Annotated in this window: 23 protein-coding genes and 2 pseudogenes; 6 read left to right on the top strand and 19 right to left on the bottom strand. The window is 60.9% G+C overall.

Going from position 1 to position 20,494, the window contains the following annotated elements:
- Positions 1-523: 523 nt before the first annotated feature.
- The 8 genes from leuC to rplS all read right to left on the bottom strand — a co-directional run bounded on the left by leuC (position 524) and on the right by rplS (position 6,465).
- Entirely contained in the window at positions 524-1,933 is a 1,410-nt protein-coding gene (gene leuC, locus ACST81_RS03435) for a 3-isopropylmalate dehydratase large subunit (RefSeq protein ID WP_438751440.1), read from the bottom strand.
- 84 nt (positions 1,934-2,017) lie between these two features.
- Positions 2,018-2,224 (bottom strand): hypothetical protein, encoded by a 207-nt coding sequence (locus ACST81_RS03430; protein ID WP_438753802.1) that lies wholly within the window; start codon positions 2,222-2,224, stop codon positions 2,018-2,020.
- A gap of 363 nt (positions 2,225-2,587) precedes the next feature.
- Positions 2,588-3,403, bottom strand: a complete 816-nt coding sequence (locus ACST81_RS03425) for an amino acid ABC transporter permease (protein ID WP_438751439.1) — start codon at positions 3,401-3,403, stop codon at positions 2,588-2,590.
- 10 nt (positions 3,404-3,413) lie between these two features.
- Entirely contained in the window at positions 3,414-4,211 is a 798-nt protein-coding gene (locus tag ACST81_RS03420; RefSeq protein WP_438751437.1) for a transporter substrate-binding domain-containing protein, read from the bottom strand.
- A 173-nt stretch (positions 4,212-4,384) separates the two neighbouring features.
- Positions 4,385-4,693 (bottom strand): HigA family addiction module antitoxin, encoded by a 309-nt coding sequence (locus tag ACST81_RS03415; RefSeq protein WP_438751436.1) that lies wholly within the window; start codon positions 4,691-4,693, stop codon positions 4,385-4,387.
- Complete coding sequence (locus ACST81_RS03410) at positions 4,693-4,947, bottom strand: type II toxin-antitoxin system RelE/ParE family toxin (RefSeq protein WP_438751435.1); 255 nt, start codon at positions 4,945-4,947, stop codon at positions 4,693-4,695. The genes ACST81_RS03415 and ACST81_RS03410 overlap by 1 nt, the downstream gene beginning before the upstream one ends.
- An 83-nt stretch (positions 4,948-5,030) precedes the next feature.
- The gene (locus tag ACST81_RS03405) at positions 5,031-5,855 is read right to left on the bottom strand and encodes a class I SAM-dependent methyltransferase (RefSeq protein WP_438751434.1); all 825 of its coding nucleotides are present in this window, start codon (positions 5,853-5,855) and stop codon (positions 5,031-5,033) included.
- A gap of 67 nt (positions 5,856-5,922) precedes the next feature.
- Complete coding sequence (gene rplS / locus ACST81_RS03400) at positions 5,923-6,465, bottom strand: 50S ribosomal protein L19 (RefSeq protein WP_325462813.1); 543 nt, start codon at positions 6,463-6,465, stop codon at positions 5,923-5,925.
- Positions 6,466-6,765: 300 nt separating this feature from the next.
- Here rplS and ACST81_RS03395 point away from each other — a divergent pair, with 300 nt between their 5' ends.
- Positions 6,766-7,512, top strand: a complete 747-nt coding sequence (locus ACST81_RS03395; protein WP_438751433.1) for a sulfite exporter TauE/SafE family protein — start codon at positions 6,766-6,768, stop codon at positions 7,510-7,512.
- Between the two features lie 115 nt (positions 7,513-7,627).
- On the opposite strand, the gene ACST81_RS03390 is transcribed toward ACST81_RS03395, so the two are convergent.
- Positions 7,628-8,374 carry a class I SAM-dependent methyltransferase gene (locus ACST81_RS03390; protein WP_438751432.1) on the bottom strand — a complete coding sequence of 249 codons (747 nt, stop codon included), beginning with the start codon at positions 8,372-8,374 and terminating at the stop codon, positions 7,628-7,630.
- A gap of 146 nt (positions 8,375-8,520) precedes the next feature.
- Between ACST81_RS03390 and ACST81_RS03385 the strand changes: the two genes are divergently transcribed.
- Both ACST81_RS03385 and ACST81_RS03380 read left to right on the top strand, forming a co-directional pair.
- Positions 8,521-8,826, top strand: a complete 306-nt coding sequence (locus ACST81_RS03385) for a hypothetical protein (RefSeq protein ID WP_438751431.1) — start codon at positions 8,521-8,523, stop codon at positions 8,824-8,826.
- 426 nt (positions 8,827-9,252) lie between these two features.
- Positions 9,253-9,465 (top strand): annotated as a pseudogene (locus tag ACST81_RS03380) (DapH/DapD/GlmU-related protein); the annotation flags it as partial.
- Between the two features lie 271 nt (positions 9,466-9,736).
- On the opposite strand, the gene ACST81_RS03375 reads toward ACST81_RS03380, so the two are convergent.
- From ACST81_RS03375 to ffh, 8 genes are all read right to left on the bottom strand, one after another.
- A complete protein-coding gene (locus tag ACST81_RS03375; protein ID WP_438751430.1) occupies positions 9,737-10,996 on the bottom strand; it encodes an RNA polymerase sigma factor in 1,260 nt (419 codons plus the stop codon).
- A gap of 223 nt (positions 10,997-11,219) precedes the next feature.
- Positions 11,220-11,645 (bottom strand): YciI family protein, encoded by a 426-nt coding sequence (locus ACST81_RS03370; protein ID WP_438751429.1) that lies wholly within the window; start codon positions 11,643-11,645, stop codon positions 11,220-11,222.
- Between the two features lie 108 nt (positions 11,646-11,753).
- The gene (gene trmD, locus ACST81_RS03365) at positions 11,754-12,434 is read right to left on the bottom strand and encodes a tRNA (guanosine(37)-N1)-methyltransferase TrmD (RefSeq protein ID WP_438751428.1); all 681 of its coding nucleotides are present in this window, start codon (positions 12,432-12,434) and stop codon (positions 11,754-11,756) included.
- Between the two features lie 2 nt (positions 12,435-12,436).
- Positions 12,437-13,012, bottom strand: a complete 576-nt coding sequence (rimM, locus tag ACST81_RS03360; protein WP_438751427.1) for a ribosome maturation factor RimM — start codon at positions 13,010-13,012, stop codon at positions 12,437-12,439.
- On the bottom strand, positions 12,993-13,574 hold the full coding sequence (locus ACST81_RS03355) for an NYN domain-containing protein (RefSeq protein ID WP_438751426.1): 582 nt from the start codon (positions 13,572-13,574) through the stop codon (positions 12,993-12,995). Before ACST81_RS03355 ends, rimM begins: the two co-directional genes overlap by 20 nt.
- A 115-nt stretch (positions 13,575-13,689) precedes the next feature.
- The gene (gene rpsP / locus ACST81_RS03350; RefSeq protein WP_438751425.1) at positions 13,690-14,052 is read right to left on the bottom strand and encodes a 30S ribosomal protein S16; all 363 of its coding nucleotides are present in this window, start codon (positions 14,050-14,052) and stop codon (positions 13,690-13,692) included.
- Between the two features lie 113 nt (positions 14,053-14,165).
- A complete protein-coding gene (locus ACST81_RS03345) occupies positions 14,166-14,468 on the bottom strand; it encodes a chorismate mutase (RefSeq protein ID WP_325462806.1) in 303 nt (100 codons plus the stop codon).
- Between the two features lie 13 nt (positions 14,469-14,481).
- Entirely contained in the window at positions 14,482-16,053 is a 1,572-nt protein-coding gene (gene ffh / locus ACST81_RS03340; RefSeq protein WP_438751424.1) for a signal recognition particle protein, read from the bottom strand.
- A 371-nt stretch (positions 16,054-16,424) separates the two neighbouring features.
- Here ffh and ACST81_RS03335 point away from each other — a divergent pair, with 371 nt between their 5' ends.
- Positions 16,425-17,444: an MBL fold metallo-hydrolase gene (locus tag ACST81_RS03335; protein WP_438751423.1), complete on the top strand. Its 1,020-nt coding sequence runs from the start codon at positions 16,425-16,427 to the stop codon at positions 17,442-17,444.
- An 8-nt stretch (positions 17,445-17,452) separates the two neighbouring features.
- Here the strand turns inward: ACST81_RS03335 and ACST81_RS03330 are convergent, their stop codons facing one another.
- Together ACST81_RS03330 and ACST81_RS03325 are read right to left on the bottom strand one after the other, a co-directional pair.
- Positions 17,453-17,884 carry a hypothetical protein gene (locus ACST81_RS03330; protein WP_438751422.1) on the bottom strand — a complete coding sequence of 144 codons (432 nt, stop codon included), beginning with the start codon at positions 17,882-17,884 and terminating at the stop codon, positions 17,453-17,455.
- 135 nt (positions 17,885-18,019) lie between these two features.
- Positions 18,020-18,181 (bottom strand): annotated as a pseudogene (locus tag ACST81_RS03325) (GFA family protein); the annotation flags it as partial.
- A 123-nt stretch (positions 18,182-18,304) separates the two neighbouring features.
- Here ACST81_RS03325 and dapF point away from each other — a divergent pair.
- Together dapF and mtaB are read left to right on the top strand one after the other, a co-directional pair.
- Positions 18,305-19,219, top strand: coding sequence for a diaminopimelate epimerase (gene dapF / locus ACST81_RS03320; protein ID WP_438751421.1), 915 nt, complete (start codon positions 18,305-18,307; stop codon positions 19,217-19,219).
- On the top strand, positions 19,216-20,490 hold the full coding sequence (mtaB, locus tag ACST81_RS03315) for a tRNA (N(6)-L-threonylcarbamoyladenosine(37)-C(2))-methylthiotransferase MtaB (RefSeq protein WP_438751419.1): 1,275 nt from the start codon (positions 19,216-19,218) through the stop codon (positions 20,488-20,490). The genes dapF and mtaB overlap by 4 nt, the downstream gene beginning before the upstream one ends.
- Positions 20,491-20,494: the final 4 nt, after the last annotated feature.

Here is a 20,494-nt window from a genome sequence, read left to right as displayed (position 1 = left end):
CATTCCGAAAGCGCGGACGGTTACCCCCCTCTGTCGGCGACGCCGACATCTCCCCCTCAAGGGTGGAGATGAGCCGCAAGCTTTGTGCCCTCAAGGGAAAGAACGATCTCCCCCCTTGAGGCAGGGCTATCGCATATGGGAAAGTCCCCTCCCCAACCCCTCCCCACAAGGGGGAGGGACTTAACCCGCCGCCCGGTCTGTCATCTGAAATGAGGGGCCAACGGCTGGGTTTCTCCCCCCTTGTGGGGGAGATGGCCGACAGGCCAGAGGGGGTCTTTACTCCATATGCCATAGCCCTGCCCCTTGAGGGGAGATGTCAGGAAGTGACAGAGGGGGTAACCCTCCCCGGACGCGAAGCGGATAAAGCGCCCTCATCCGGCCTGCCGGCCACCTTCTCCCCGCTCGCGGGGAGAAGGAAGCGGCAAGCTCCGTCGTTCCAATCGGTCTCCGTGGTCCCCTCTCCCCGCCTGCGGGGAGAGGGTTAGGGTGAGGGGCAGCGTCATAATAGAGGGTTCGAGCCCCCTTACTTCCAATCGCGGATATCCACGAAGTGGCCCGATACCGCAGCCGCAGCGGCCATGGCCGGCGACACCAGATGGGTGCGGCCCTTGAAGCCCTGGCGGCCTTCGAAGTTGCGGTTCGAGGTCGAGGCGCAGCGTTCGCCCGGCTTCAGGCGGTCGTCGTTCATGGCGAGGCACATGGAGCAGCCCGGCTCGCGCCAGTCGAAACCGGCCGCCTTGAAGATCTTGTCGAGGCCTTCGGCTTCCGCCTGTTCCTTGACGAGGCCGGAGCCCGGCACGATCATCGCCGAAACGGTCGAAGCGACCGTCCTGCCTTCGACGACCTTGGCGACTTCGCGCAGGTCCTCGATGCGGCCATTGGTGCAGGAACCGATGAAGACGCGGTCGATATTGATATCGGTGATCTTCGTGCCCGGCTTCAGGCCCATATAGTCGAGCGCGCGCCACTTGGAGGTGCGCTTGTTCTCGTCCTGGATCTCGTCCGGATTGGGAACGATGCCCTGGACGGAGATGACGTCTTCCGGCGACGAGCCCCAGGAGACGATCGGCGGCAGGTCGGCGGCATTCAGGACGACGACGCGGTCGTAATGCGCGCCTTCGTCGGTCTGCAGCGTCTTCCAGTAGGCGATCGCCTTTTCGAGATCTTCACCCTTCGGCGCGCGCGGCTTGCCCTTGATATATTCGAAGGTCTTTTCGTCCGGCGCGATCAGGCCGGCGCGGGCGCCGCCTTCGATCGTCATGTTGCAGACGGTCATGCGGCCTTCCATCGACAGGTCGCGGATGGCTTCGCCGGCAAACTCGATAACGCTGCCGGTACCGCCGGCGGTGCCGATCTCGCCGATGATCGCCAGGATGATATCCTTGGCGGTGACATGCGGCGGCAGCTTGCCGTCAACACGCACCAGCATGTTCTTGGCCTTCTTCTGGATCAGCGTCTGGGTGGCGAGCACGTGCTCGACCTCGGACGTGCCGATGCCGTGCGCCAGCGCCCCGAAAGCGCCATGCGTCGAGGTGTGGCTATCGCCGCAGACGATGGTCATGCCCGGCAGGGTAAAGCCCTGTTCCGGACCGACGATATGGACGATGCCCTGGCGGATATCGCTTGCCGAATAATATTCGACACCGAAATCGGCCGCGTTCTGGGCGAGCGCCTCGACCTGGATGCGGCTTTCCTCGTTCTTGATGCCGAGATGGCGATCCGGCGAGGTCGGCACGTTGTGGTCGACGACGGCGAGCGTCTTTTGCGGAGCACGCACCTGACGGTTCGTCATGCGCAGGCCTTCGAACGCCTGTGGGCTCGTCACTTCGTGAACGAGATGGCGATCGATATAGAGAAGACAGGTTCCGTCGTCCTGTTGATCGACCAGATGATCGTCCCAGATTTTATCGTAGAGAGTACGCGGTGCGCTCATGGCTGTGCATCCATTTGAAGAAGAAGATCAGGAAAATGTCCGGCAACAAGGCGCCGGCAGCCGGCCGGGGTCAGACCCCGACGATCAAATAAGTCGGCTGCCGAGGGCGCCGGAAACGCACGCAAAAAAGCGTGCCGGCAGACGCTTGTGGTCCTGCAGCACGACGATTTTCTGTTCGTGACATCCGAATTTGGATTCCATGGCGCGGATATAGCAGTTTTGTGAAAGACCATCAATATTCATCGTACTGAACGCGAACGTCGCAACCATGACCTGCAAGACAGCTGACATATTCTGTATTTCTGATAAAAATAGCGTCCTCGGGCAGCGGAAGCAGAAAGCGTCGTGCCAGCTGACGCGCCGATGAAAAGGGCTTCATCGGCATTGGCGAGTGCCTCGCTCTCGAGCACGGAGGTGATCTATGTGGTATCTGCCATTTAGGATCACGCTGACGCTAAGGAAAAACCGGACTGGCTGGCAAGCCACAGTCCGGTTCCAATTCCTTAGCTAAGCAGTAAAGAGGTGGGTGGAGTTACCGCTCTATCCACCACTTCGATCAATGTAATTGGAAGCGCGTATTTTTTCAAGTTTTGACGTTGGGTGCCTGGATAAGAACCGCATAAACCTTCTCCGGCCGTTCGCTCTGGCGCTCGCTCACCCCCAGTTCCCCCGCCGCAATCTCTGCTCCAGCCGTCTCAACCCAAGCGACAGCCCGATCGTCAGGATCAGGTAGACATAGGCGACGATCGAATAGGTTTCGAAGAAGCGGAATGAGCCGGAGGCGTAGACCTTGCCCATCTGGGTGATATCGGCGACGCCGAGCACCGAGACGAGGGACGAGTCCTTCACCATGGCGACGAAATCATTGCCGAGCGGCGGCAGGATGACGCGGATCGCCTGCGGAAAGACCACCAGCCGGAACCGCTGGGTGCGCGAGAGCCCCAGCGCCTTGGCCGCCTCGATCTGCCCCTTGTCGACCGACAGGATACCGGCGCGAAAGACCTCGGCGATGAAGGCGGAATAGCCGATCATCAGCGCGAGGATCGCACGCGAGACCAGCGAGAGATCACGCACAAGCATCGGCTCCATCACTCCCCCCGAAATCAGCGGCGAGCAGAGGACGTTGATCAGCCAGACCAGCCCCGGCGCGCCGACAAAGGCGATGTAGAACAGGAGAACAAGGATCGGGATGCCGCGTATGACCTCGGTGTAGAACCGGGCGATCTGGCGCAGGACGTTGTGTTCAGACAGCGCCATCAGCGCTATGCCGAGGCCGAGCGCCGTCGCTAGTGCAAAACCAACGAGGGTGACGAAGATCGTCACCCACAGTCCGGCGGCGACGATGCCGAACACCTGGCGATAGATACCATTGGTCGCGATGACCACGGCGAGCGCCACGGCAATCAAAGCGAGGGCGACCAGCCACCAGGGATAGTCGCCCTTCGTCGTTTGCGGAGAAGCAGGCATCATCGGGCGGTAATCATTCGCCCATCTTGTAATCGACGAACCATTTCTGGTTCAGCTTGTCGAGCGTGCCATCGGCTTTCAGCGCGGCAATGGCGGCGTTCACCGGGGCGACGAGATCCGAGCCCTTCTTGAAGATGAAGCCGAAATCCTCGGTGCCGAGCGGTCCGCCGACAACCTTCAGGCCACCGTTGGACGCATCGACATAGCCCTTGGCCGCGACGCTGTCGGTCAGGACCGTATCGACATCACCCGCTTTCAGCGCCTGCACCGTGGCGCCAAAAGTCTCGAACAGTTTTACACGCGGGTTCTGTTCGTTGCCGTCGAGGATTTCATAGACGGCGGTGTAGAAGGGCGAGGTTCCCGGCTGCGCACCGACTAGGCCATCGGCAACGGCGCCAAACGTCTTGGCATCGGTGAAGCGGCTTTCGTCGCCGCGCACCAGCATGAACTGTTGCGAGCGCATATAGGGATCGGAGAAATCCACCTGCGTCTTGCGCTCGTCCTTGATGGTGATACCGGTCATGCCGATATCGTACTGGCCGTCGGACACCGCCTGGATCATCGCATCCCAGGAGGTGTTCTGGATTTCCAGCTTGAAATTCAGCCGCTTGGCGATCTCTTCCATCGCATCATATTCCCAGCCGATCGCCTTGCCGCTCTTCGGATCGACGAATTGCAGCGGCGGATAGGCATTCTCGGTCACGACGACGACGGTGCGGCCCTTGAGGTCCGGCAGGTCGGCAGCGACGGCGCTTGCGGGCGCGAGGACAAGGGCGGCGAGCCCGGCGAGAACGGTGCGGCGGGTAAACATGGATGGCTCCTGAATTGTGGCGAATGAACCTGTCACATCTCAAGAGGGGGTGGCAAGAGCACCCGTCGGAACCTTGGCCGCAAATATGGAAAAGGTGCAACCAATACAGGCGATTCCGCGAAAAATCCTACCCGGGCGCAGCGCGGTGGTTCAGGACGGCTCCTTGTTGCCGCTCAATGTCCCGGAGTGTAACGTTCCACCCGGATTTCATCCGCATGCTGGCGCATGGTCACCGTATCGTACCAAGCCTGCATTTTCAGAAGCGTATCCATTTTGACCCCGAACGCCTTTTCGATCCGCAAAGCCATTTCAGGCGACAGGGAAGCCTTCTCGTTGACGAGATCAGACAAAGTCGCGCGGCGCACGCCGAGAATTTCTGCGGCCTTCAGAACCGACAGATCGAGTTCATCCAGGATTTCCTCACGAATGAAAGCTCCCACATGCGGCGGTGTCATACCGATTTTTTCGATGGCTTCGCTCATCAATGATAGTCCTCCAGGTCGAGGTTCGAGATTTCACCGTCTTCAATTTCGAAGGTGATACGCCAGTTTCCAGATGCGGAAATGCTCCATGTTCCCATTCGATCCCCGGTCAGGCGATGAATGCGCCAACCCGGTGGGCCGCTTATGCCATCCATATCCGCAGCGGAAATCAACATGGCCAGAATGTTACGCACTCGGCTAATGAGATCCGGCCGAATGCCTTTCGCGTCATCGTCTTCGATGTAGCGTTTCAATCCTTTGTGTCGGACGGAGCGAATTTTCATCGCCAGTAAACGTACGGTAAGGCCGTACACTTATCAAGTCGATTTTCGGCCGATTAAGCTGCCTTCGTGGCCCCGATCGAAAACGACAACGGAATGCGCGGCAGGCCCGGCCCTTGCTCGAATTGCTCCTCGCCGGTTTCGATCATGCCGGGATAGTGCCGCCAGGTCAGGACCTCGTGCTCATTGAGGAAATCGAGCCGCATTCCGGCCTGCAGGAGGGCATTGACGACATCGCTGACCGGATGCAGCCATTCGTACATGCGCTGATGAATCAGCGGCCGCTCGTCGCCGGTATAGGTATGTGTCTCCTCGAACAGCAGGGGCGCATCGGCCGGTGTGCGCCATCCGTGTATCAATGTTAGGTGGCCATCGCCCTCGCCCTTGTACTGAAACATCTGCGGATGGCCGTCGAGCAGGTAGAGACGGCCGCCAGGGCGCAAGAGGTCGGCGACCACCCTTGCCCATCGAAAAATGTCCGGCAGCCAATGGATCGCGCCCCAGGTGACATAGACCATGTCATAGGTGCGGTTCTCAAGTGCCGCGACTGCGTCATAGACCGAAGCTTCGACGAAACGCGCCTCCGTTCCAGCCTTCCTTGCGAAATCACGGGCGGAGGCAATGGCGATCGGGGAGAAATCGAGCCCGGTGACGGAGACCGCGCCAAGATGCCGGAGGCTGAGCGTGTCGAGCCCGATATGGCATTGCAGATGGACGATGTCCTTATCCGCGATATCGCCGATCTCGCTTGCCTCCAGCGCATGCAAGGAGGAGCCGCCGGCAAGAACCCGCTCGATCCGGTATCGGTCGGTCGGATCAGTCGCGTGCAATCCTGCCCGGTCGTCCCAGTTGAACCGGTTGGTCTCCAGATAATCGTCCATGCTTCCCCCAATGAAAAAAGGCGGCCCGAAGACCGCCTTTGTCCAACAATTCCGAAGAAATTGAAACTTATTCTGCTGCCGGCTCGGCTGCTGCTGCAGCGGCTGCTTCTTCAGCGGCCTTGGCTGCCGCGGCTTCTGCTGCTGCCTTTTCGGCGGCCAGAGCCTGTGCTGCTGCGACCTTTTCAGCTTCTAGGCGTGCCTTTTCTTCGGCAACGGCGGCGCGCTCGGCGTCGTTCAGCTTGCGGGCGCGAACGCCGGTGTCTTCAACGATACGAGCCGACTTGCCGCGACGATCGCGCAGGTAGTAGAGCTTGGCGCGACGAACCTTGCCGCGGCGAACGATCTCGACACTCTCGACGAGCGGAGAATAGACCGGGAATACGCGCTCGACGCCTTCGCCGTAGGAGATCTTGCGAACGGTGAAGCTCTCGTTGATGCCACCGCCCGAACGAGCGATGCAGACGCCTTCATAGGCCTGGACACGGGTACGGGTACCTTCCGTCACGCGGACATTGACGCGAACGGTGTCGCCTGCGGAAAATTCCGGCAGGGTGCGCTTGGCTTCGATCTTGGCAACCTGTTCGGCTTCCAGCTGCTGGATGATGTTCATGTTTCTAACCTTCTCAAGTTCTTCTGAAACAGCCAGAGCGCCCAGCCTACCCTTTGGACCGACCCCAAGGGGCGCCGCCAGGTTTTGTTCCTCGTCGAGAAACAGGAGCGAATTCACTATTCTTTGTTTTCAGGTGACGGGATTTTTCCCGAACCGGTCGGGCGATTACACCAAACGACGGCGTTTGTCATCCCCGAACGGCAAAAAATCGACGTATCGCAAACCGGCGAGTGATGATTTCCGCGTCTTGCCGCCGATCGACCCTCGGGCTATGTCCGTCGGTACCATCGGGGAGGCCACATGTCCATATCGACCGCCATCATGCTGTTTGTCGCCGGCTTCCTGTCGAGCGCCGTCAACGCCGTGGCGGGCGGCGGCACGTTCCTGACCTTCGGTGCCATGACGCTGGCCGGCCTGCCGCCGATCGTCGCCAATGCCACCTCCTCGATCGTGCAGTTCCCAGGCTATGTCACCTCGGCGCTTGCCTACCGCAAGGAGATCAGCGCCGACCGTCGCGAGGCGAGCGTGCTCGGCATCCTGTCGCTGGTCGGCGGCCTTGTCGGCGCGCTGATCCTGCTGTCGCTCTCCAATCCCTCGTTCCGGGCCATGGTCCCCTGGCTGCTCATCGCCGCCACCGCCATCTTCGCGCTCGGCCCGCTGCTGCGCCCGAAAGCATCGGCGGACGGCGCGCCCGTCGGCCCGCTCGGCATGGTCGGCCAGTTCGTCACGGCCATCTACGGTGGCTTCTTTGGCGCCGGCATGGGCATCATGATGCTCGCCGTTCTCGGGCTTTCGACCGGCGGCGACTATCACCGCGTCAACGCGCTGAAGAACTTCCTCGCCATGGTCATCGCCGCCGTCGCCATCGCCGTCTTCGCGAGCGGTGATGTCGTCAACTGGCTGCACGCCGCCATCATGATCCCCGGCGGCGCGCTCGGCGGCTATTCCGGCGTCTGGCTCGCCCGTCGCGTGCCGCAGGGTCTGATCCGCAGCCTGGTGGTTGCTGTGGGGTTGTTGCTGGCGGTTTATTATTTCGTGACGGGGTGAGGCGATTTTCCTCGCTATGGAACAGCTTAGTATATCAGGCCACATCACCCACGCTCCGACTGCGGGGCCGCGGCATGGCAGCCACGGAGCTGAGGCAGGACAGATTTGACACGCTTCAATCGGTATCCAGACGTTCGAAGGTGAGCAGCCTTCCTTCCAGCTCAACACCATGCTTGTCAGCGGTTGCTATAAGCGTGTCACCGACCAAGCGCAGGGGCTCCAACCAGCTGACATACTGCTCCATCGGCCAACCCCATCCCGATTGCTGAAACCGGATCGGCTCGGGGTGTATGATCGCATGCAAGAGGACACGGCTGCCCGGCTTGTGGCAAATAGCTTTCAGATTCGAAATATACTGTTGCTGCTCACTCGGGTGTATATGGGAGGCCACGTTGAACGTGAAGACGACGTCAATATTGGCCGCAATGACCTCTTGGAGCTTGTCGTCGATTGTGCCCAGCATCGGCCGCTTTTCTTGAAGCAACGCGTCGCCGACGAGCCCAGCCCCTACATCGATCAAGTATGGGGAAACATCAATTCCGTAATAGCATCCTGGACCCTGACGCCCCATTATATGCAAACCCACCCGCAGACTTCCGCAGCCATAATCGCAGATTTTCGCGTGCTCATCCGATGAGCCCCACTCGAATACCCGGTTCGCTGCCTGGATACCGCCCTTGCGCCAATCATCCTCTGTCTTGAGTGCTGGTCCGAGCGTTGCGTGTGGGATGCCTTTCTCAAGCGACGTGCGAGTGACCCCTGTCGCAAACTCCGAGAACTTTCCGCCAGGGTTCTGCTGAAGCCAACTGGCGAAATCCGCGTCGAAATCTCTGATTTTCTTATCGATTTTTCTCTCTGCCATTTTTATCCCAATCAATTGATTTCCCGCCACTACGTAACAAATTCTCTATGACGACACCATCTTCTAGGTTATCGTCGGGCCATAAGGGATGAAGAGCGCTCGCATCCTCGTAATCTCGTTCATGGCAGACCGCAACCGAGGCCGCGATGGCAATAAATCACGAAATTTTTCGCGCCGGCGAGACAATTCCAAACGATCGTTTGGTCGTTCGCATCAACTGCTTAAACGAGCGCTTCTCAGCCGTTTTGATCCGGCCCAATCATCAACCCGTAGACTACCTTTCTGTTGAGAAAGCTGTTGCAGATGCAGAGACTATTTTGCGCACCGACTTGTTATTGGGTACCCTCGCAATCTATGACCCTTCCCACTTCTTCGCCGATGAAGATTTCGACCTTGACGATGATGACACCAAAATGACGGTTTTCACTTTTTTCAAATCCATAAGTCCCTGATCTGACACTCGGCGCCGAGTGATTGAAACGACTACGTCACGGAATTGCCTAATGTCAGATTATGTGTCCAGGCCGATCGCAAACACGGTTTCTGCCAAGGACTTTGGAATTGTCATCTCGGGAAAACTTGAGATGAAAAACGCCAAGTTGGCATTTCAGCCACCTGTGCGTTTCCAAGCGCTGGAATGTCCACAAGGTCTGAAAATCGGCGCCTACTCTTTTATGCGAAATGCCTATGTGGGCGGTACGCCAAGTATCGGTCGATACTGTAGCATTGGCACGAATTTTAGCATCGGGGAGCCAAACCACCCATTGGACTGGATGAGCACGGCGTCGTTTCAATACCGAAGCAGCAAGTTCGCCTTCTACGAACCGATGCAAGGTTTCGTCTCCGCCGCTGAGCCTAAAGTTCCGGAAGGCAAGGAAACAACGACGGTTGGAAACGACGTCTGGATCGGGTCAAACGTCATGATTCTGCGGGGCATTAAAGTGGGCGATGGAGCAGTCATTGCCGCCGGCGCCGTCGTCACAAAAGACGTGCTGCCTTACAGCATCGTGGGCGGAGTGCCCGCAAAAATTATCGGCAATCGTTTTAGAGATCCCACCGTCGCTGCGGCCTTGCAACGTCTGAAATGGTGGCAGTTTCTGGCTCCCGATTTGTCAGGCATCCCTTTTGAAAGCCCAATGTCGGCGGTGAGGGAGATAAGGCGCCGCGAAGAAGCAGGGGAAATTCACCGAAAACCCGGCGTGTTTCGTGTGCTTCGTTCATCCGGAAAAGGCTTGGAAATGCTCATCGACGAAAAAAGGGAAGCATCATTGTTTCCGCACCAGTCGTGAAGGCGACGCGGCTGGTTTAATCGCCCCAGGATCGGGTGATGGACCACTTTTGCCAAATGGTGCCAATTCAACTTCACCCACACACCCCCGCCCGCTTCAGCAAAAACGCCCGCTCCCGCCCATTCCGGCTCAGCAATGCAGCCTGCTCGAATGCCGTCCGGGCCTCGCCCAGCCGCCCCGCCCGAAACAGGAAATCGCCCCTGGCGGCCGGAAGCAGCGCGTACTTCGCAAGCACCGCCTCCCCTTCGAGCGCGGCCAGCAGGGCCAACCCGGCATCCGGGCCGAAGGCCATACTGTGGGCGACGGCACGGTTGAGGTCGACCACCGGCGAGGGCATGATCTGACGCAGCCGGTCATAGAGCGCCGCGATCCGGGGCCAGTCGGTGTCCTCGGCATTTCGAGCACGGGCATGACAGGCGGCAAGGGCGGCCTGCAGCGCATAGGGACCGTTGGCACCGCCCAGCGCCTCGGCCTTTTCAAGTGCGTCAAGGCCGCGCCGGATCAGCAACTGGTCCCAGCGGCCGCGATTCTGTTCGGTGAGCGGAATGGGGGATCCGTCCGGCGCGACGCGGGCGCTGAACCGCGACGCCTGGATTTCCATCAGTGCCAGCAGGCCGAAGACCTCCGGCTCGTCCGGCGCCAGCCGCACGAGGATACGGCCGAGCCGCTGCGCCTCTGTGCAGAGCGCCGGGCGGATCAGGTCCTCGCCGGCGGTGGCGGCATAGCCTTCGTTGAAGATGAGATAGACGACCTCCAGCACCGAGGCGAGGCGCTGTTGCCGCTCGGCGCCGCGCGGCACTTCATAGGCGAGACCTGCATTTCCGAGCGTCTTCTTGGCCCGCACGATGCGTTGGGCGATGGTCGTCTCGCTGGAGAGAAAGGCGCGGGCGATCTCGTCCGTCGTCAGCCCGCCGATCAGCCTCAGCGTCAACGCGGCGCGTGCTTCCTGCGACAGGATCGGGTGGCAGGCGGTAAAGATCAGGCTCAGGAGTTCGTCACCGACATCGTCATCCATGGCCGCCTCGATATCCTCGATACGGGTTACGCTGTCCTCCTCCGGATCCCGGCCGATTTCGGCGTGCTTGACCGCCATCATCTTCTTGCGGCGGAAACCGTCGATCGCCCGCCTCTTGGCGGCCGCCATCAGCCAGGCGCCGGGATTGCGCGGCACGCCGGATTTCGGCCATTCGGACAGGGCGGTGACAAGCGCATCCTGCGCCAGCTCCTCCGCCAGCCCGACGTCGCGCACCATGCGGGCCAAGCCGGCAATCAGCCTGGCCTGCTCGATCCGGAATACCGTCTCGATCGCATGATGGGTTTCGTTCAACGCCATGCTCGCAACTTGGGCGTGGAACAAGTCTCGCGTCAAGTCCGGTCGGGATGACCGGCAGAGCCTGAAATTGGCTTTTGAACGAGGCAGACACCTCCACTCTCCGTCATATTCGCCCTTGTGGCGGGTATCCAGCGACCCGACGTCTGTCGGGTCAAAAGACTCTTTCAGCTCAATGACTTGAGCTGGCTGGATTCCTGTGACACGCACAGGAATGAGGGAGGTCTTAGGAGCCGCTCGCAGCCTTGTCCCGCAGGCGCTGTTCCTGCTCCGCCAGTTCCGGCGTGAACGCTTCGCCGAAATCGGCGGCCTCGAAGACCTGGCGGATTTCGATCTCGCTCGGACCGAGCATCGGGTTCGGGCAGCGCTTCACCCATTCGACCGCCTCGGCCATGTCCTTGACGTCCCAGAGCCAGAAACCGGCGACCAGTTCGCGGGTCTCGGTGAAGGGACCGTCGATGACCGTGCGGCTGGCGCCATCGAAGGCGATCCGCTTGCCCTTGACCGAAGGATGCAGGCCCTCGCCGGCCATCATGATACCGGCATTGACCAGTTCCTCGTTATATTTGCCCATGGCTTCCAGAAGCTCGGTCGTCGGCATGACGCCCGCTTCGCTGTCCTCGGTTGCCTTGACCATCACCATGACACGCATCGTCTTGTCTCCTCTGATTGACGGAAGCCAATTGCTTTCCTGATCATACGACGAACGGATGTCAGCGAAGTCGACACGGTGACGAATTTTTTCAGAAAAAAATTTGGGTCAGGATTCCAACAGGTCAGGCCGCCGCTCGGCGGTCAGCTTGCGCGCCTCGGCTTCGCGCCATTTGGCGATATCGCCATGGTGGCCGGAGGTAAGGACCGCCGGGATTTCCTGGCCCTCGAAGACCTGCGGCCGGGTGTAGTGCGGATGTTCCAGCAGGCCGCCTTCGAAACTTTCGTGCACGCCTGAGAGATCGTTGCCCATGACGCCGGGCAGGATGCGGACGATGGCGTCGAGCAGGGTCAGCGCCGCTGGTTCGCCGCCGGAGAGGATATAATCGCCGATCGACACTTCCTCGAGCTGGCGCCCGTCGATCACCCGCTGGTCGATGCCTTCGAAACGGCCGCAGACGATGATCGCGCCGGGGCCGCCGGCCAGTTCCAGCACGCGTGTCTGGGTCAGCGGCTTGCCGCGTGGGCTCATCAGCAGGCGCGGACGGTCGTCGCCGGCGGATGCATGATCGATGGCCTTGGCCAGGATATCGGCCCTGAGCACCATGCCGGCGCCGCCGCCGGCCGGCGTGTCGTCGACGGTGCGGTGCCTGTCCTCGGCAAAATCGCGGATCTGCAGCGTATCGAGCGACCATTGCCCGCGCTCCAGCGCCTTGCCGGACAGCGAATGGCCGAGATGGCCGGGAAACATATCGGGATAAAGGGTCAGGATCGTCGCGCGGAAGGGCACGGTTATTTTGCCTTCGGCTTGAACTGGCTGGTCGGATCCTCGTCCTTTTCGTCGGTGAGGCCGGCGGCGCGCGCATCGACCAGCAGCGTGCCGGCTTCGAGATCGATTTCCAGCACCGACCATTCGGTGAACGGGATCAGCACCGGCCGCTTGCCGGGGCCCTTCAGCTCCAGCAGATCGCCGGCGCCAAAATCGAACACGCCGGTCACCGTGCCATAGCTCTTGCCGTCGGCATCCAGCGCTTCCAGCCCCTCGAGGTCGGCATAGAAGAATTCGTCCTCGTCGAGATCATCGTCCGGCAGGTTGTCGCGCTCGACGTAAAGCTCAAGGCCGTTCAGCGCCTCGGCCGCGTTGCGATCGTTGATGCCGCGAAAGCGGACGATGACGACATTTTTGGATTCGCGCACTTCCAGGACTTCAAACGAGCGTCCGTCCTGTGCATGAAGATGGCCGTAGTCGCCGATCGCCGTCGGCTCTTCCGCGAACGACTTGACGCGCACTTCGCCGCGCAAGCCCTGCGCACCGCCGACGGTTCCCATCAGAACAGGATTGTTGAGTTTAGTTGGGCCAGCCGACATGGCGTTTTATATCCGTATGCCAAAGAAGTTCAGGTGAGAGGCGATGATTGTCGAACTCGATAAGGACAATCTGCAGTCCGGCGATCCGCGCATATTTCATTGCAGGGATACAATCCGTATCGCCCGTGACGAGAACGATCCTGTCCACCGAGTTCTGATTTGCGAAATTGGCGATATCGAGCCCGATACGCATATCGACGCCTTTTTGCTCGAAATCCATTTTGAAGTCATCGTCTGTCAGGGCCGTTCCTTGGGTCAGGATGCGTTTCGGCTTGAAGCCTCTGAATTTCAGAACTCCGCGTCGCACCGCAAAAAGATTTTTCTGGGCAAGGACCTCAAGCCATTTGTCATCGCCGACGATCGTCATGATCGTCCCGGAAACCGGCATTTTCACCGTTCCGGAATAAGGAGCGCAATCATAATAAAGCGCACGGATCAGGATTTCGTTTCCATCCACGCATGCATGTGCGACTTTTTCAATGAAATCGGGGTCATATACCTGTTTGGCCATGCGCGACACAGCGCGCAAATGCCCACCATCGATCAGGACCGCAACGCGCAAATCTTACTCCAAAGAAAAAGCCCCTGCACAGGATGCAGGGGCATATACATGCCCGCCTACGGGCGTACGGATAAGCCTAATTATGTCCCAGAAATCAAGACATAGTCAACAGACTTTATTCGGCGGCAGCAGCGGCGGCGTCTTCGGCCTTCTGCTTGGCTTCGGCAGCGCGCTCCTGGGCCTTCTTGCCCGGCAGGCCCTTGGTCGGGTTCGAGCGGGCTTCGCGGGTCGCGATGCCGGCTTCGTTGAGGAAGCGCAGGACGCGGTCGGTCGGCAGCGCGCCGTTCGACAGCCAATGCTGGATGCGCTCGTTGTTCAGTTCGACGCGCTTGGCATCGTCCTTCTTGAGCATCGGGTTCCACGAGCCGACCTTTTCCAGGAAACGGCCATCGCGCGGCGAACGGGCGTCGGCGATAACGATCTGGTAGAACGGGCGCTTCTTGGAACCACCGCGGGCGAGACGAATTTTCAGTGCCATGTCATTTACTCCTTGAGAATTTCAACCGCCCGAGGCGGACTTGTTTGCTTGTCTTCTAAAGCTGGCTTCCTTGGGATTGATCTGGTCCGAAAACCGGTACCCACTTTTCGGGATCAATCCTTGAGATCGGCAGCGATGGCTTCATGATGCCGGATGACTTCGTGGATGATGAAGTTCAGGAACTTCTCCGCGAAATCCGGATCCAGATTGGCGTCCTTGGCCAGATGGCGAAGGCGTTCGATCTGGTATTCCTCGCGCGCCGGGTCGGCCGGCGGCAAACTGTGTTTGGCTTTCAGCACGCCCACCGCCTGGGTGCAGCGAAACCGTTCGGCCAGCATGTGCACGAGCGCCGCGTCGATATTGTCGATCGACTGGCGGTAGCCCGAGAGTTCCTGTCTGACTGCTGGATCAACCATAAAGATCCAATCCTCACTTCTTCTTCGGCAAACCGGGCAGGCCCGGGAATCCGCCACCCAGCCCCGGCAGCTTCATGCCGCCACCCCCCAGACCAGGTAAACCACCCGGAAGACCGCCGGGTAGCCCGCCACCCTTGCCGAGACCGGCGGCCTCCGCCTGCTTCTGCAGGGCTTCAAGCTGCTTGGGGTCCATCTTCGACAGGTCGGGCATGCCGCCCATTCCACCCCCAAGGCCCATCTTGCCGGCAAGACCGCCCATCATCTGCTTCATCATGCCGCCCTTGCCCTTGCCGCCCATCATTTTCATCATGTCGGCCATGGAACGGTGCATTTTCAGAAGCTTGTTGATTTCGGTCGCATCCGTGCCGGAACCAGCCGCGATGCGCTTCTTGCGGGAATGCTTGAGGATATCGGGATTGGCGCGCTCGGCCTTGGTCATCGAGGAGATGATGGCGATCTGGCGGCCGAACATCCTGTCGTCGAGACCGGCCGACGCCATCTTGTCCTTCATGCCGGCCATGCCGGGCATAAGCCCCATGATGCCGCCCATGCCGCCCATCTTCTGCATCTGCCCAAGCTGATCGGCGAGATCGTTGAGGTCGAACTTGCCGGTCTTCATCTTGGCGGCCATGGCCGCCGCCTTTTCGGCATCGATGTTTTCCGCGGCCTTCTCGACCAGCGAGACAATGTCGCCCATGCCGAGGATACGGTCCGCAATGCGGCGTGGGTGGAACTCCTCGAGTTCCGACATCTTCTCGCCGACACCGATCAGCTTGATCGGCTTGCCGGTGACGGCGCGCATCGACAGCGCCGCACCGCCACGGCCGTCGCCATCCATACGGGTGAGCACGAGGCCGGTAATGCCGACGCGTTCATCGAAATTGCGGGCGAGATTGACGGCGTCCTGACCGGTCAGCGCATCGGCGACCAGCAGGATTTCATGCGGGTTCGAGCGGCGCTTGATCTCGGCCATCTCGATCATCAGCGGCTCGTCGATATGCGTGCGGCCGGCGGTGTCGAGGATGACGATGTCATGGCCGCCGAGCTTGGCGGCCTGGACTGCGCGCGCGGCAATATCGGTCGGCGACTGGCCGGCGATGACAGGCAGCGTATCGACACTGGTCTGGGCGCCGAGCTGGCGCAACTGCTCCTGCGCTGCCGGACGGCGCGTATCGAGCGACGCCATCAGGACCTTCTTCTTGTCCCGCGTCTTCAGGCGAAGGGCGATCTTGCCGGTTGTCGTGGTTTTACCCGAACCCTGCAGACCGACCATCATGATGACGACGGGGGCGGCTGCATTGAGATCGACCGGCACGCCCTCCGCGCCGAGCATGTCGATGAGCTCGTCATGGACGATCTTGACGACCATCTGGCCGGGCTTGATCGATTTGAGCACTTCCGCGCCGACGGCCTTTTCACGAACCTTGTCGGTGAACGAGCGGACGACTTCGAGCGCGACGTCGGCTTCCAGAAGCGCACGGCGAACCTCGCGCAGCGCAGCCGAAACATCGGCTTCCGACAGCGCGCCACGGCCGGTCAATCCATTCAGGATTGACCCAAGGCGGTCCTGGAGACTTTCAAACATCGCTTCATCCTTGTCGTTTCGGATCTCTGTTTGCGCATATGCCTGTCTTTCTCGGCTTCGCCTCGAAAGGGACATGCGCGGATGCCCGAAACGTTGTGCTTTTCCTTGACGAAAACAAGACGCAAAGCCAAAAAGCACCCGAGGGCGCGACGCGCTGTCGGGTGTTGACCTCCGGGATCTCTTTATACCTTTTCGGGTCCCGGTCGGTGGCTACAAGTCTTGTTCTTGTCGCAGATTGCGGGCGGTAAACACGATATGGCCGGCAAAGTCAAGGATAACGGCTTATTTTACGGGATACCGGCCCGGCACCTCTTACAAAGGCGGCCAAACCGCACCAGATCACCTCGACAAGTTCCATCAATCGGTTTCCCATGCCCCAGACGCCGCCCAGCCGCAAACCGCGTAATCCCTATCATACCGGCCCCGTCTCCGATCATTTCGACGGCACCTATTTCTTCAATCCCGGTGGCATCGTTCCGGCCGGCTTCCGCGAATTTCTACGCTGGCAGTTCGGGGGCGGCCGGGTCGCCTGGCCGAAGGTAGCGCCGAGCCCGTTTCCGCCGGCCAAGCCCGACGACCGGGTCGATGGCGACGGGCTGCGCGTCACCATGGTCGGCCATGCCTCGCTGCTGATCCAGGTCGCGGGCCTCAATATCCTCACCGACCCCGTCTGGTCGCCACGCACCAGTCCGTTTTCCTTTGCCGGGCCGAAACGCGTGGTCGGGCCGGGGATCGCCTTCGACGACCTGCCGCCGATCGATATCGTGCTCGTCACTCACAATCACTACGATCACCTCGATCTCGCGACGCTCCGGCGCCTGCACGAGGAACACGGCCCCCATATCGTCACACCGCTCGGCAATGACACGATCATCCATCGCGTCATCCCCGAAGCGAAAATTTCCGACATGGACTGGGGCGACCAGATTTCCTTCTGGGATGACGTCACCATCGATTGCGAACCCTGCCACCACTGGTCGGCGCGCGGCACGCGAGACCGGCGCATGGCGCTCTGGTCGGCCTTCGTCATCACCACGCCGGCAGGCAAGATCTACCATATCGGCGATACCGGCTTTCACGACGGCATCAACTACCGCACCGTGGCCGAAAAACACGGCAGCTTTCGCCTCGCCAACCTGCCGATCGGCGCCTACGAGCCGCGCTGGTTAATGAAGGGGCAGCACCAGAACCCGGAAGAGGCGGTCAGGGGCATGCAGCTCTGCAACGCGGCCTACGTCGCCGGCCACCATTTCGCGACGGTGCAACTCACCAACGAGGGGATCGAGGATCCCATCCGGGCGCTGGCTGTAGCGCTGGAGCAGGAAGGCGTGGATGCCGAACGGTTTCATGCGCTCAGGGCGGGCGAGGTTTTCGACGTGCCGGCCGTTTAGCCGGCTACCTAATCACGTGAAGCGAGGCAGGGATCGAGAACCGCATGTTTCCGATCCTGCACCTCCAGCGCGCCTGCCAGCACTACGCGATCGCCGACCTTCATGCCATTGTCCGAATAGGTGACGCACATGACGCGAATGCCCGTATCCGGACAGACCGCGAGATACCAGAGGACCTTGTCGGTATGAACAAGGGTCAGCGGTCCGGAAATCCAGAGATCGACCCGGTCGCGTGCGGGCTTGAAACCATCCAGCGTCTTGCCGATCGTCTCGCAGGTCGCGATTTCCGGCGGCGTCCCCTCAGGGCCGGCAAGTCCCGGCCGGCCAGGATAGAGATCGTCCTGCGAAAAGGCCGGGCTGCTGAGCGCCGACATGGCGACAGCCGCGACAAGGGCAATCACAGCACGGCGGCGCCCCGCCTGCTCAAATCGATCATTCATCACTGATTCTCTTCCCAGAAAACTGTTCCACTCGCGTCTCTAGGAAACCAAAGTGGCAAGATTATTCCGCAGCTCTTGACGGCCGAGCATCAACGACGCTGCATTCTCCCTCGCCGGCGAGGAGACGCGCGCCCCTCACCCCTCCGGAAACTCCCGATATTGCGGCAGCTCGTCGGTAATCTCGTACCAGGGCGCCTTGGAGCCGACGAAAATATGGGCCGTGGGGCGGATCGTCAGCGTATCGACAAGTGTACCCAGCGGCACATGGACATAGGCGCCCTCGCGCACCACCGAATGGACCAGTGCCCGCGATGACCACCGCTGGGAAGAAGAGGAATCCCCTCCCATGCGAGATCACCCCCACTGGTAATTTCCCCCCGTTTCCGCCATATACACCGCACCAACGATGGAATGGACGTCATGAGCAACACGGTCGAATTCGCTGTCATGAACGGGCTTGGCAACAAGATCCTGGTCGTCGACATGCGCGGTCGTGCCGACAAGGTGACGCCGCAAGCCGCGATTGCGCTGAATGCGCATCCCGACACCGCGTTCGACCAGATCATGGCGATCCACGATCCGAAGACCGAACGCACCGACGCCTGGATCGACATCCTCAACTGCGACGGCACCAAGGCGCAGGCCTGCGGCAATGGCACGCGTTGCGTCGTGCAGGCGCTGGCCGCTGAAACCGGCAGACGCACCTTCACCTTCCAGACTGTCGCCGGCATCCTGAATGCGCAGGAACATGCGGACGGGACGATCTCCGTCGATATGGGCATGCCGGTCTTTGCCTGGGACAAGATCCCGCTCTCGGAAGAATTCTACGACACCAGCCGGATCGAGTTGCAGATTGGCCCGATCGACGACCCGGTTCTGCATTCGCCCTCGGTCATGTCGATGGGCAATCCGCATGCGATCTTCTGGGTCGACCGCGACGTCATGTCGTTCGATCTCGAACGCTTCGGACCGCTGCTCGAAAACCACCCGATGTTTCCCGAGCGCGCCAATATCACGTTGGCTGAGGTCACTTCGCCGTCAACGCTGACCACCCGCACCTGGGAACGCGGCGCCGGGCTGACGCTCGCCTGCGGCTCGGCCGCCTGCGCCGCCGCTGTTTCGGCCGCTCGCACCGGCCGAACCGGCCGCACCGTGACCATCAATGTCGCCAGTGCCACGCCGCCGGGCATCCTGACCATCGAATGGCGCGAGCGCGACGATCATGTCGTCATGACCGGGCCCGCCGAATGGGAATGGTCTGGCATGGTCGATCCGGCAACCGGCCTCTGGTCGCGCGACCCCGACAGCCAGCAGGCGGGAAGTGCCGCGCTTTGAGCGGCGTCGATGTCATAACCTTCGGCTGTCGCCTCAACACCTATGAATCCGAAGTGATGCGGGGAGAAGCCGAGAAGGCGGGGCTGAACAACGCCATTCTCGTCAACACCTGTGCCGTGACGGCTGAGGCCGTGCGCCAGGCCCGCCAGGCGATCCGCCGCGCCCGCCGCGACAACCCGCATGCCCGCATCATCGTCACCGGCTGCGCCGCGCAGACCGAGAAGCAGACATTCGCCGAGATGCCCGAGGTGGATGCCGTGCTCGGCAACGAGGAAAAGCTGAAGAGCGCCTCCTACCGGTCGCTGCCGGATTTCGGCGTTTCGGCGGAAGAGAAGCTGCGCGTCAACGACATCATGAGCGTGCGGGGCACGGCGCCGCAGATGATCAAGCATATCGACGGCCATGTACGCGCCTTCATCCAGGTGCAGAACGGCTGCGACCACCGCTGCACCTTCTGCATCATCCCCTATGGCCGTGGCAATTCGCGCTCGGTGCCGATGGGCGCCGTCGTCGACCAGGCGCGAAAGCTGACCGAAAGCGGTTACCGCGAGATCGTGCTGACCGGCGTCGATGCCACCAGCTATGGCGGCGACCTGCCCGGAACGCCGACGCTCGGCCTTCTGGCCAAGACCCTGCTGAAGCAGGTTCCCGAGATCCGGCGCCTGCGGCTGTCATCGATCGACAGTATCGAGGCCGACCGGAATCTGCTCGACCTCATTGCCGACGAGCCGCGCTTCATGCCGCATCTGCACCTGTCGCTGCAGCATGGCGACGACATGATCCTGAAGCGGATGAAGCGCCGGCATTCGCGCGCCGATGCGCTCGCCTTCATCGCGGACGTCCGACGCTTGCGGCCGGAGATGAGCTTCGGCGCCGACATGATCGCCGGCTTTCCCACAGAAACCGAGGACATGTTCGCCAATGCGATCAGCCTCGCGGAAGAGGCCAATATCGCCCATCTGCACGTCTTCCCCTATTCGCCGCGCGAGGGAACGCCCGCCGCCCGCATGCCGCAGATCGACCGGGCGTTGGTAAAGGAACGCGCCGCCCGGCTGCGCGCCACTGGACTTCGGCTGCATCAGGTCCATCTTGACAGCATGGTCGGAACCCAGCAAAGCCTGCTCGTCGAGAACAACGGCTTGGCGCACACGGAAAATTTCACGCTCGCCGCAGTCCCTGGGCTGAAGCCACGCGATATGATCGAAGCCGTCATCACCGGCCACGACGGCAAGCATCTCACTCTTCAACTGACGGCCGCCAGAGCGGCCTGAGTTT

Origin of the sequence: Pararhizobium sp. O133, from assembly GCF_051669845.1 — a bacterium.
In the GTDB taxonomy this organism is placed as follows: domain Bacteria; phylum Pseudomonadota; class Alphaproteobacteria; order Rhizobiales; family Rhizobiaceae; genus Pararhizobium.
Note: the sequence above shows the minus strand (reverse complement) of the source record. Positions and strands in the feature narration are given on the sequence as shown.